The sequence below is a fragment of the Nocardioides sp. AX2bis genome, assembly GCF_902506435.1.
GTDB lineage: Bacteria > Actinomycetota > Actinomycetes > Propionibacteriales > Nocardioidaceae > Nocardioides.
The window spans coordinates 2716626-2728188 of the sequence record NZ_LR733215.1 but is presented as its reverse complement, the minus strand read 5'-3'; the positions used below and the strand labels follow the sequence as shown (position 1 = coordinate 2728188).

13 protein-coding genes are annotated in these 11563 nt (G+C 73.8%); 7 read left to right on the top strand and 6 right to left on the bottom strand.

What is annotated here, in order from left to right; genetic code table 11:
• Positions 1-151 precede the first annotated feature (151 nt).
• Positions 152-1126, top strand: a complete 975-nt coding sequence (locus GV155_RS13035) for an ABC transporter ATP-binding protein (protein ID WP_160008563.1) — start codon at positions 152-154, stop codon at positions 1124-1126.
• The gene (locus tag GV155_RS13030) at positions 1123-1923 is read left to right on the top strand and encodes an ABC transporter permease (protein WP_160008561.1); all 801 of its coding nucleotides are present in this window, start codon (positions 1123-1125) and stop codon (positions 1921-1923) included. The genes GV155_RS13035 and GV155_RS13030 overlap by 4 nt, the downstream gene beginning before the upstream one ends.
• A gap of 42 nt (positions 1924-1965) precedes the next feature.
• On the opposite strand, the gene rfbA is transcribed toward GV155_RS13030, so the two are convergent.
• Positions 1966-2826, bottom strand: a complete 861-nt coding sequence (rfbA, locus tag GV155_RS13025; protein WP_160008559.1) for a glucose-1-phosphate thymidylyltransferase RfbA — start codon at positions 2824-2826, stop codon at positions 1966-1968.
• Between the two features lie 55 nt (positions 2827-2881).
• On the opposite strand from rfbA, the gene rfbB reads away from it, so the two are divergent.
• The 4 genes from rfbB to GV155_RS13005 all read left to right on the top strand — a co-directional run bounded on the left by rfbB (position 2882) and on the right by GV155_RS13005 (position 7300).
• Entirely contained in the window at positions 2882-3874 is a 993-nt protein-coding gene (rfbB, locus tag GV155_RS13020; protein ID WP_160008557.1) for a dTDP-glucose 4,6-dehydratase, read from the top strand.
• Between the two features lie 163 nt (positions 3875-4037).
• The gene (locus GV155_RS13015) at positions 4038-5438 is read left to right on the top strand and encodes a sugar nucleotide-binding protein (RefSeq protein WP_236554308.1); all 1401 of its coding nucleotides are present in this window, start codon (positions 4038-4040) and stop codon (positions 5436-5438) included.
• Between the two features lie 51 nt (positions 5439-5489).
• Positions 5490-6695, top strand: a complete 1206-nt coding sequence (locus GV155_RS13010; protein WP_160008553.1) for a sensor histidine kinase — start codon at positions 5490-5492, stop codon at positions 6693-6695.
• Positions 6692-7300 carry a response regulator transcription factor gene (locus GV155_RS13005; protein WP_160008551.1) on the top strand — a complete coding sequence of 203 codons (609 nt, stop codon included), beginning with the start codon at positions 6692-6694 and terminating at the stop codon, positions 7298-7300. The genes GV155_RS13010 and GV155_RS13005 overlap by 4 nt, the downstream gene beginning before the upstream one ends.
• Before the next feature lie 145 nt (positions 7301-7445).
• Here the strand turns inward: GV155_RS13005 and GV155_RS13000 are convergent, their stop codons facing one another.
• On the bottom strand, positions 7446-7823 hold the full coding sequence (locus tag GV155_RS13000; protein ID WP_236554307.1) for a hypothetical protein: 378 nt from the start codon (positions 7821-7823) through the stop codon (positions 7446-7448).
• The gene (gene trxA / locus GV155_RS12995; RefSeq protein ID WP_160008549.1) at positions 7820-8218 is read right to left on the bottom strand and encodes a thioredoxin; all 399 of its coding nucleotides are present in this window, start codon (positions 8216-8218) and stop codon (positions 7820-7822) included. Before trxA ends, GV155_RS13000 begins: the two co-directional genes overlap by 4 nt.
• A 130-nt stretch (positions 8219-8348) precedes the next feature.
• Between trxA and GV155_RS12990 the strand changes: the two genes are divergently transcribed.
• Positions 8349-9098, top strand: coding sequence for a dienelactone hydrolase family protein (locus GV155_RS12990; RefSeq protein ID WP_160008547.1), 750 nt, complete (start codon positions 8349-8351; stop codon positions 9096-9098).
• Positions 9099-9118: 20 nt separating this feature from the next.
• Here GV155_RS12990 and GV155_RS12985 read toward each other — a convergent pair whose 3' ends face one another.
• Genes GV155_RS12985 through GV155_RS12975 form a run of 3 tightly spaced genes read right to left on the bottom strand, consistent with a single transcriptional unit; the run spans position 9119 to position 11550 of the window.
• Entirely contained in the window at positions 9119-10315 is a 1197-nt protein-coding gene (locus GV155_RS12985; RefSeq protein ID WP_236554306.1) for a PQQ-dependent sugar dehydrogenase, read from the bottom strand.
• Complete coding sequence (locus GV155_RS12980; RefSeq protein ID WP_160008545.1) at positions 10312-11232, bottom strand: alpha/beta fold hydrolase; 921 nt, start codon at positions 11230-11232, stop codon at positions 10312-10314. Before GV155_RS12980 ends, GV155_RS12985 begins: the two co-directional genes overlap by 4 nt.
• A gap of 57 nt (positions 11233-11289) precedes the next feature.
• Positions 11290-11550, bottom strand: coding sequence for a hypothetical protein (locus tag GV155_RS12975; protein WP_160008543.1), 261 nt, complete (start codon positions 11548-11550; stop codon positions 11290-11292).
• Positions 11551-11563 lie beyond the last annotated feature (13 nt).

The window sequence follows — 11563 nt, the reverse complement described above, 5'->3', positions numbered from 1 at the left end:
CCCTGCCACCACCCCGGGGTCCCACCCCTGGGGGTCGCGCCGGACCGGCGCGGCACGTCTGACATCTGTCATGCCCCGGCCGTGCGCTGCTCATCGCGACCGGTGACGGGGTGCACTGTCGGAAGACCGGGAGTCGCGGGAGCGTGGAGCCATGACCACGACAACGCCCCCACCCGCCGTCCGGATCGAGGGCCTGCGACGCCGCTACGGCTCGGGCAGCTCCGGCTTCGAGGCCGTCCGCGGTGTCGACCTCGACGTCACCGCCGGCACGATCACGGCCCTGCTCGGCACCAACGGCGCCGGCAAGACCTCCACGCTCGAGGTGGTCGAGGGCCTGGCCCCGGCCACCGAGGGCCGGGTCGAGGTGCTCGGGCTCGACCCCGTCGCCGACCGGGGTGCGGTACGGCGTCGCACCGCGGTGCTGCTGCAGACCAGCGGCTTCTCCGGCGACCTGACCGTCCGCGAGACGCTCGCGATGTGGAACGCCACCGTGACCGAGGCGCGGACCGTCGACGAGGTGATGGACCTCGTCGGCATGCGCGACCGGGCCGACGTCGCCGTCCGCGCGCTGTCGGGCGGGGAGCGCCGCCGGCTGGACCTGGCCTGCACGCTGACCACCCGCGCCGAGGTGGTGCTGCTCGACGAACCCACCACCGGGCTCGACCCCGAGAGCCGTCGCCAGGTGTGGCGGGTGCTGGAGGACCTGCGGGCGGACGGCGTGACGGTGCTGCTCTGCACGCACTACCTCGAGGAGGCCGAGGTGCTCGCCGACCACGTCGCGATCCTCCACGAGGGCCGCCTCGTCCGGGTGGGCACCGTCGCCGAGATCACCGCCGACGCCCCGTCCACCATCCGGTTCCGGCACCCGGAGGACGCCGGTCTGCCCGACCTCCCGGTGCTGCCCGGTGCCGGGGTCACCCGGCACGAGGAGACCGTGACCGTCCTGAGCGACGACGTCCAGCGCGACCTCGGGACGCTGCTGGCCTGGGCCGACGAGCACGCGTTGCGGCTGCACAGGCTGGAGGCGCGCGCCGCGTCGTTGGAGTCGGTGTTCCTCGACATCGCCGCCGACCGGACCGACCGGACCACCACGGACCAGCACCCCACGACGGAGGAGACCCGATGAGCAGCCCGACCCACCGCCAGGCGAGCGTCCGGCGCGTCGTCGCCCTGGCCCGCGCCAACGCGCTGCTGATGGCGCGCAACCGGCTGACGCTGGTCTACGCCGTGGTGGTCCCGCTGCTGCCGCTCGGCCTGCTGCTGGCCCAGGACCTCTCGGACCCCGCGGCGGGCGCGGGTGCGCTGATCACCTCGCTGGTCCTGGTCCTGCTCTTCCCCGTCTACTACAACCTGCTGTCGGTCGTGGTGACCCGCCGCGACGAGCTGGTCCTCAAGAGGCTGCGGACCGGGGAGACCCGTGACGTCGAGCTCGTCGTCGCCCTCGCCCTGCCGGGTGCGGTGCTGGCGGTGCTCATCTCGCTGCTCACCGCCGGGATCGGGATCGCCTTCGGGCTGCCGCTCCCGGTCAACGCGCTGCTGTTCCTCGTCGCGGTGGTCGCCGGCATCGTGATGATCGCCGCACTGGCGCTGTGGACCGCGGCGTGGACCCGCAACGCCGAGGCCGCCCAGCTGACCAGCGGTCCGGTGCTGTTTCTGATGATCCTGGGCCAGACCGCCGTGGCCTACCCCGACCCGGTCCGGGAGTTCTTCACCTGGACCCCGGGGACCGCGATCGTCTCGTTGGTCCGGACCGGGTGGTTCGGCCTCGAGCCGGTGACCGGTGACGCGCTCTCCCAGGAGGCCACCCTCGGCTTCGCCTCCAGCTGGGCGCAGGCCGGACAGCCGCTGCTGGTGCTCGGGGCGTGGACCGCGGTCGCCCTGTGGCTGGCCGCCCGCTCGATGCGGTGGGAGCCGCGTACGTGAGCCCCGAGGGGCCGACCGCCCGAGGGCGTCAGGTCCCCGCCACTAGCCCAGCAGCTCGACGAGATAGCTGCCGTACCCGCTCTTGAGCAGCGGCTCGGCGAGGGCGTGGAGCTGGTGGTCGTCGATGTAGCCCATCCGCCAGGCGACCTCCTCGGGGGCGCCGACCTTGGTGCCCTGGCGCTTCTCGATCGCGCGGACGTAGTTGCTGGCGTCGTTGAGGTCGTCGAAGGTGCCGGTGTCGAGCCAGGCGGCGCCGCGGGGGAGGACCTCCACGTGCAGGCGCTGCTCCTCGAGGTACATCCGGTTCAGGTCGGTGATCTCCAGCTCGCCGCGCGCCGACGGGCGGAGGGTGGCGGCCTTCTCGACGACGTCGTTGCCGTAGAAGTACAGGCCGGGCACGGCGTAGGAGCTGCGGGGGTTCGTCGGCTTCTCCTCCAGCGACACCGCGCGTCCGGAGTCGTCGAAGTCGACGACGCCGTAGGCGGTGGGGTTGCTGACGCGGTACCCGAAGATCGCGGCGCCGTCGATGTCCTCGAACCGTCGCAGTCGGGTACCGAGGCCGGCGCCGTAGAAGATGTTGTCGCCGAGCACCAGCGCGACCGGCTCGTCGCCGATGTGCTCGGCGCCGATGATGAAGGCCTGGGCGAGGCCGTCGGGGGTGGGCTGGACGGCGTAGGTGATGCGGATCCCGAGGCTGCTGCCGTCACCGAGGAGTCGGCGGAACTGCTCGGCCTCGTGGGGGGTGGTGATGACCAGGACGTCGCGGATGCCGGCCAGCATCAGGGTGGTGAGGGGGTAGTAGATCATCGGCTTGTCGTAGACCGGCACCAGCTGCTTGCTGAGGGCGTGGGTGATCGGGTGCAGCCGGGATCCGGTGCCGCCGGCCAGGATGATGCCGCGCATGGTCAGCCTCGTCGGGTCGGGGATCGGCGGTCAGCGGAACCCTAGACTGCGCCGCGTGCGCCGCATCCTCGTGACCGGTGGGGCCGGGTTCATCGGCTCCAATTTCGTCCACTACCTCTCGGAGAACACCGACTGCACCATCACCGTGCTGGACAAGCTCACCTACGCCGCCTCCCGGGAGGCCCTCGAGGGTCTGGATGTGCAGCTGGTGGTGGGTGATGTCGCGGACCCGGCCGTGGTCGACGACCTGGTCGGGCGTCATGACGCGGTGGTGCACTTCGCGGCGGAGTCGCACAACGACAACTCGTTGAGCGACCCGGGTCCGTTCATCGCGACCAACATCGTGGGCACGTTCTGCCTGCTCGAGGCGGCACGGCGCCATGACGTGCGGCTGCACCACATCTCGACCGACGAGGTCTACGGCGACCTGGCGCTGGAGGACCCGGCGCGGTTCACCGAGGCGACGCCGTACAACCCGAGCAGCCCGTACTCGGCGGCGAAGGCGGGCTCGGACCACCTGGTCCGGGCGTGGGTGCGGTCCTTCGGGGTGCGCGCGACGATCAGCAACTGCTCGAACAACTACGGGCCGTGGCAGCACGTGGAGAAGTTCATCCCGCGTCAGATCACCAACGTCCTGGGTGGTGGGCGGCCGAAGGTCTACGGGACCGGGGCGAACGTGCGGGACTGGATCCATGCCGCCGACCACTCGTCCGCGGTGTGGGAGATCCTGCAGCGCGGCCGGATCGGGGAGACCTACCTGATCGGCGCCGATGGGGAGCGGGACAACCTCACGGTGGTGCGGGAGATCCTGCGTCAGCTCGGCCGCTCCGAGGACGAGTACGACCTGGTCACCGACCGGGCCGGGCACGACCTGCGCTACGCCATCGACAGCACCAAGCTCCGCACCGAGCTGGGCTGGGCGCCGGCCTATGGCGACTTCGAGGCCGGGCTGGCCCAGACCATCGGCTGGTACCAGGCCCATGAGAGCTGGTGGCGAACCCACAAGCAGGCCACCGAGGCCGCCTACGCCACCCGGGGCCAGGCATGACGCCCCCGGTGGTCGAGGAGCGAACGTCCTCCCCGGTGGTCGAGGAGCGAGCGCAGCGAGCGTTGTTCCCGGTGGTCGAGGAGCGGGCGTCGCCCCCGGTGGTCGAGGAGCGAGCGCAGCGAGCGTCACGAGACCCTCACCGCAACCGAGAAGGGGCCGTGTCGTGAACGAGCTCGCCGTAGAGACGACCCTCATCCCGGGCCTGCTGGTCGTCCGGCTCCCTGTCCATAAAGATGCGCGTGGGTGGTTCAAGGAGGCCTGGCAGCGTCAGAAGATGGTCGACCTGGGCCTGCCCGACTTCGCCCCCGTCCAGGCCAACGTGAGCTTCAACAACACCCGCGGTGCCACCCGCGGCCTGCACGCCGAGCCGTGGGACAAGCTGGTGTCGGTCTCGACCGGGCGGGCCTTCGGGGCCTGGGTCGACCTGCGCGAGGGGCCGTCGTTCGGTGCGGTGTTCACCATCGAGCTGACCCCCGAGGTGGCGGTCTTCGTACCCCGCGGGGTCGCGAACAGCTACCAGACGCTCACCGACGCCGTGGCCTACTCCTACCTCGTCAACGCCCACTGGCGACCCGGGGTGCCCTACCGGGCGGTGGCGCTGGACGACCCGACGTGCGCCATCGGCTGGCCGGTGCCGCTGTCGGAGGCCGAGATCTCGGACAAGGACCGGACCAACCCACGCCTCGAGGACGTCGAGCCGGCTGTGCGGCGGCGGCCGTTGATCCTCGGCGCGAACGGCCAGCTCGGTCGTGCGCTGCAGGTCGAGTTCCCCGACGCGGTCGCCGTGGGGCGTGCCGAGCTCGACGTCGCCGACCTCGAGGCGCTCGAGGCGTGGGGGTGGGACGACCACGACGTCGTCCTGAACGCAGCGGCGTGGACCAAGGTCGACGCCGCCGAGACCCAGGAGGGTAGGCGCGCCTGCTGGCGCCTGAACGCCGACGTCCCGGCACGGTTGGCGGCGCTGTCCCGTGAGCACGGGTTCACGCTCGTGCACTACTCGACCGACTACGTCTACGACGGGACCGAGCCAGAGCACTCCGAGGACGAGCAGGTCGCCCCGCTCAACGCGTACGGCCAGTCGAAGGCCGCCGGCGACCACGCGGTGCTGGCCGGCGCCCCTGACGCGTTGGTGCTGCGTACGTCGTGGCTGATCGGGGACGGACCGAACTTCGTGGCCACGATGCGTCGTCTCGCGCTGGAGGGGAAGTCCCCGAGCGTCGTCGACGACCAGTATGGACGCCTCACCTTCTGCGACGAGCTGGCCGCCGCGACCCGGCACCTCCTGGACGGTGCTGAGGCCGGCCTGTTCCACGTCAGCAACGGGGGAGAGCCGACCACCTGGTTCGCGCTGGCGCAGCACGTCTTCAGGGCGTGCGGGCGCGAGGCGGGGTCGGTCGTCCCCGTCAGCACCGAGCAGTTCGCGGCCGGCAAGGCCCTGGCGGCGAGGCCCGCGTCCGGCGTCCTCGCCCTCGACCGTCTCCGGCGGGCCGGCTTCGAGCCGGCCTCGCAGGTCGACGCCCTCGAGCGCGCCCTGGCACGGGCGCAGACGTCGTCGACGTGCTGAGGGCGACCGATCGTCCACCGCCGTCCGACCCGCGCCACTAGCGTGGGCGGTGTGATCCCGCCCGCGCTCCGTCCCGCGTCACCGTCGCGGTGGCGGGGCTGGGCCGCGCGGAGCCAGGTGGAGCGGGTCGAGCTGTACGCCGTGCAGTCGCTCTACTCGGTGCTGGTGGGACTGCTGCTGCTGGTGAACCTCAGCCTCGTCGCCCGGTTGTCGCCGGGCCAGGCGCCGGTCGGGCTGGCGGTGGCCGCGGTGGCCGTCGTCCTCGGGGGCGTGGGGTGCTGGGTGCTCCGCGCGGCCACCCGGCTGTGGCCCCGCCACGGACCGCTGCCCCGCCGGCCGCTGGTCGTCACCGCCGGAGTCTGCGTCGCCGCGCTCGCGGTCGCGGCCGCGCTCCCGGAGGACCCACGTACCGCGGTCGTGCTCAGCGTGTGGGGCGTCCTGGCGGTCGGCGTCGGGGGCTTCCGCGACCCCCGCGTGACCGGTGTCGTCGTCGTGGCCCTGCCGCTGGTGCTCGGGGTGCCGGCGGGCGAACCGATCGTCTACGCCTACGGCCTCGGCGCCGGCCTCTTCATGCTGTTCACCGTCCGGGCCTCGCTCTGGATCTACGGCGTCGTCCGCGAGCTGGACGGCGCGAAGCAGGCCCAGACGTCGCTCGCGGTGGCCGAGGAGCGGCTGCGCTTCTCCCGCGACGTGCACGACGTGCTGGGTCGGAGGCTCTCGGAGATCGCGGTCCAGGCCGAGCTCGCCGCCCGGCTCGCCGAGGCCGGGGACGCCTCGGCGCCGGCCCGGATGGAGCAGGTCCGCGAGGTGGCGCACGACGCCCTGCGCGAGGCCCGGGCCCTGGCCCGCGGGTATCGCGGCACCGACCTCGACCAGGAGCTCGAGGGCGCCCGCTCGCTGCTCTCGGCCGCCGGCATCACCACCGAGGTGGCCCTGGACGGGCTGCCCCACCAGTGGCGGGAGCCGACCGGGTGGGTGGTGCGCGAGGCCGTCACCAACGTGCTGCATCACTCCCGCGCCGCTCGCGTCCGGGTCACCTGGACGCCGGGTCCGACGCCGGACGGTGCCGGGACCCTGCAGGTGCGCAACGACGGTGCCGGTGACGCCACGACCGAGGGCACGCCCGGCAGCGGTCTGGCCGGCCTCGCCGAGCGCCTGGCCCCGCTGGGGGCCCGGCTGGACGCCGGGCGGCAGGGCGACACCTTCGTCGTCGAGGTCGTGGTGCCGGCGGCGGACCGGACGGCGGTGGCGTCGTGAGCACGCCGATCCGCGTCCTGCTGGCCGACGACGAGCACCTGATCCGCGAGGCGCTGGGGCAGCTGCTGGGGCTGGAGGACGACCTCGAGGTGGTGGGCCAGGCCGCGTCGGGCGACGAGGCCGTGCTGCGCGCCGACGGCGTCGACGTCGCCGTGCTGGACCTGCAGATGCCCGGCCTCGACGGGATCGCGGTGGCCGAGCAGCTCGCACGGACCCACCCGGCCTGCGGGGTGGTCATCGTGACGAGCCACGGGCGCCCGGGCCACCTGAAGCGGGCGCTGACGGCGGGTGTGCGCGGGTTCCTGCCGAAGACCACGTCGGCCAGGACGCTGGCCGAGGTGGTCCGGCGCGTCCACGCCGGCGGGCGCCACGTCGACCCGGAGCTGGCGGCCGAGGCGATCGCGGCGGGGGACAGCCCGCTGACCCCGCGGGAGGCCGACGTGCTCGAGCTGGCCTCGGACGGGGCGCCGGTGGAGGAGATCGCCGCGCGGGCCGCGCTGTCGCCGGGCACGGTGCGCAACTACCTGTCCAACGCGGTCGGCAAGCTGGGTGCCGCCAACCGGCACGACGCGTGCGCGGTCGCGCGTCGGATGGGCTGGATCTAGCGCGAGGGTCGCCGCGGTCGGCGTACTGGGTGGGCGTGTCCCGGGGTTCGCGCGCCTTGCAAGGCGCGCGGAGCCGGGGAATCCCCGCCCGGGCGGGGATTCCTGGGACGGGCGGGGCGCGTGGGAAGCGGTCGCCGGTCGCCGGTCAGAGGGCGAAGATCAGGACCGCCCCGACCAGTGCCGGGACCAGCCCGAGGCTGAGCCACGGCGAGGCGATCGGGCGCCGGTGGATGGCCAGGCCGGCGGCTGCCGCGACCACGCCGAACGCCCCGGCGATCACGACCAGCCCGACCCGCTCCACGACCAGGTCGGCGTCGATGACGGCGGCCGAGATCAGCAGGCCGACCGCCAGGTGGAGGATCGTGGTGACGGCCAGCACCGACATCACCCAGGTCTGGACCCGCACCACGCTCGCGGAGTTGGGCCGGTCCACCCGCGGGTTCGCGGGGTCCATCAGGTGGCGGGCCCGCTTCGGGGCCGGCCGCTCGACCGCGGAGCCGGGCCGGACGCCGGGCTCGTTCACGGCGTGCCGCTGCCCGGGCCCGCGTCGTCGGTCGGGCCGGCCGTCCCGTCGCCGGGGCGCACGAGCTGCGAGGTGTCGAGCCCGGACACGGCGTCGATGACCTGCTGCAGAGCCTGGGCCGGGAGGGCGCCGGGCTGCGAGAAGACCAGCTTGCCGTCCTTGAAGGCCATCAGCGTGGGGATCGAGGTGATCTGCGCGGCGGCGGCGAGCTCACGCTGCGCCTCGGTGTCGACCTTGCCGAAGACGATCTCGGGGTGGGCCTGCGAGGCCTGCTCGTAGACCGGCGCGAACTGGCGGCAGGGGCCGCACCAGGACGCCCAGAAGTCGATCAGCACGATCTCGTTCTCGGTCACGGTCTGCTCGAAGGTCGCGGCCTCGAGGTCGGTGGTCGGCACGGCGGTTCCTCTCGTGGTGGTCAGGCGTACGACGGCCCAACGGTCGCGGGTCGGTCGATGTTCCGCAGCGCCCCGCGCCCGCGTGAGGAGACGCCCCGGGAGGGTGGGGACGCCGTGGTCTGATCGGCTCATGAGCACCTCACGCACCCTGGAGATCCAGACCGACGCCGGCCCCGCGGAGGCCTACCTCACCGGCGAGGAGGGCCGGCCCGGCGTGCTGTTCTTCGTCGACGCGATCGGGCTGCGGCGCCAGACCCGCGAGATGGCCGACCGGATCGCGTCCTGGGGCTACGTCGTGCTGGTGCCGCACGTCTTCCACCGCGACGGCACCGCCGAGGAGCTGGCGCCCCAGGGTGACCTGCGGGAGGCCGGGGCCCGGGAGGAGTTCTTCGCCTCCGGCGTGATGGACCGGATCGGGGCCCTGACCCCGGACCTCTCCGGCCCGGACACCGAGGCGTGGGTGCGCACCCTGCTCGAGCACGCCGGCGACGGCCCGATCGGCACGACCGGCTACTGCATGGGCGGTCGTCTGGCCGTCCGCGCGGCCGCCGACCACCCCGGCACCGTCGGCGCCGTGGGCGGCTTCCACAACGGGGGCCTGGTCACCGACGAACCGGACAGCCCGCACACCCTCCTCGGCGCCACCACGGCGGAGTACGTCTTCGGCCACGCCGACCAGGACTCCTCCATGCCGATCGAGGCGGTGGCCACCCTCGAGGAGGCGCTCGACTCCGCCGGTCGGCCGCACCTGAACGAGGTCTACGAGGGCGCGGCCCACGGCTACTCGATGGCCGACACCTCGATGTACGACGAGCGCGCCGCCGAGCGGCACTTCCACGAGCTGCGGCGACTGCTCGACCGGGTGCTGCTCGCCGACTGACCGGTGACCCCGGACCCGGGTCAGGGCTCGATGCGCAGGATCCGGTCGTCGTCGGGAGCGGGGTCCCCGCGGCCGTCGCGGTTGCTGGTCATCACCCACAGCGAGCCGTCGGGGGCGGCGGCGACGGTGCGGAGCCGGCCGTACCGGCCCTCGAGCAGCGGGACGGGCCTCCCCGTCGTGCCCTCGTCGTCGACCGGGACCTGCCAGAGCCGCTCGCCGCGCAGCGCGGCCATCCACAGGGAGCCGTCGGCCCAGGCGAGACCGGAGGGGGAGGCCGCCGCGGGCGACCAGGTGCGCGCGGGGTCGAGCAGACCGGCCTCGCGGGAGGCGCGGTCGCCGGTGCCCTCGACGTCGGGCCAGCCGTAGTCCCCGCCGCGCTCGACGAGGTTGAGCTCGTCGGCGGTGTCGTCACCGAACTCTGAGGCCCACAACCGGTCCTGGTCGTCGAAGGCCAGGCCCTGCACGTTGCGGTGGCCCAGCGACCACACGAGACCGCCGCCGGGGTTGCCCGGCGCGGGCCGGCCCTCGGTGGTGATCCGCAGGATCTTGCCGGCCAGTGAGGCAGGGTCGCGGGCCAGGGACGCGTCCCCGGTCTCACCGGTGGAGACGTAGAGGTAGCCGTCGGGTCCGAAGGCGAGGCGTCCGCCGTCGTGGACGAAGCCCTGGGGGATGCCGTCGAGGACGACCTCGGGCGTGCCGAGCACACCGCCCTCGAGCTCGGCACGCACGACCCGGTTGTCCCCGGCGGTGGTCAGGTAGAAGTAGACGCCGCGGTCCTCGGGGTAGTCGGGGGAGACGGCCAGGCCCAGCAGCCCGCCCTCGCCCTCCGGTGCGGCGGCGTCGAGCGTCCCGACCTCCTGCACCACCCGTCGTTCCCCGGTGACCCGGAGCACGCGGGCGGTGTCCCGCTCGGTGACCAGGGCGTCGCCGTTGGGGAAGAAGTCCACGCCCCAGGGTGCCGCCAACCCGCGGGCGACCGTCTCGACGACCCGCGGGGCGTCCCCGCCGGTCTGGTCCCGGTCGTCCGGGAGCCTGGAGGCGGGAGGCTCCTCGACGGGCGCCGACGACGGGGCCATCGGCTCGGGCGCCTCGGAGCCGCCGGGGGTCGGCGACAGCGTCACGGAGGTCTGGTTGCCGTCCTGTCCGCAGGCGGTCGCGGTGAGGGCGAGCAGCGCGGTGACGAGGACCGTCGCCGGCCGACGGCGGGCCCGGGTCACGCCCGGTCGACCCGGTCGATCAGCTCGCGCAGCAGCTGGTGGACGCGGTCCGGGTGCTCCATCTGGACGAAGTGGCTGGCGCGCAGGCGGACGTACCGGGCTCCGGGCATGCGACGTGCGGCGGTCCCCATGTCGCGGGAGCCGGCGAGGATGTCGTGCGTGCCGGCCACGAACGTCGCCGGGACCTGGACGCGGCTCAGCGGGACGCGGGGGTGGCGGGACGTGGTCAGCGCGAGGTGCATGTACCACTCGACGGGCGTGGAGAGCATCTCGGCCATCGCCATCGCCGCCAGCTCGGGGTCGGGCACGCGGCCGATGAACCCGACCTTGGTCAGCGCCTCGAGCGAGCGCGCGCCGAACGGGTAGCGGGTGGTGACCGGGCTCAGGCCCCAGCCGCCCAGGCGCAGGCCGCGGGCGAGGGTGACGGTGACGGCACGGGCGACCGGGTGGGGCAGGTGCAGCGCGCCGAGCATCGTGGCGAAGGTGTCCCCGGGGACCCCGGCGACCGCGAAGATGCCGGCCACCCGCTCGGGGTGGCGCACGGCGAGCTCGAAGGCGGTGTTGACGCCCATCGACCACCCCATCACCACCGGCCGCTCGAGGTCGAAGTGGTCCATCACCGACAAGGCGTCCTCGACGAAGTTCTCGATCCGCACCGCGCGAGGGTCGCGGGGGCGGTCCGAGCCGCTGACGCCGCGGTGGTTCCACGACACGACCCGCACGCCGCAGTCGCGGCGCAGCAGCGCCGGCCAGTGCAGCGGGTTGGTGCCGAGCCCGTTGCAGAGCAGCACCGTCGGGCCGTCAAGGCGTCCCTCGGGGTCGTTGGTCCAGGCACGCAGCATCGTGCCGTCGTCGGACAGGACGTCGCGGTAGGCGATCGTGGGAGCCAGCGCGGCCCGCGCTGCGGAGGTCGGCATGCGCCCAGTGTGCCCGAGGACGGTGCCGTGGTGGGCGTGTCCTGACAGTGGGTCCGGTCAGCCCTCGGCGACCCGGTCGGCTGCCCGGTCGGCTGCCCGGTCGGCTGTCGGGGGCGGAAGCGCCTCCTCGACGCGGCGACCGGCCCGGCGGGCCAGGAAGTCCTCGACGTCCTCGCGCTCGGCGCGACGCTGGGCGCAGTCCGTTGCGGCCACCATCGCGTTGCGCCGGGCCCGTTGCTGGGAGCCGACCGACCAGGTACGCACCCGGGTCGCAGCCAGGGCCGCGGGCCGGGTCACCAGCCTGGTGGGGATCAGCATCGGACGCTCCGAA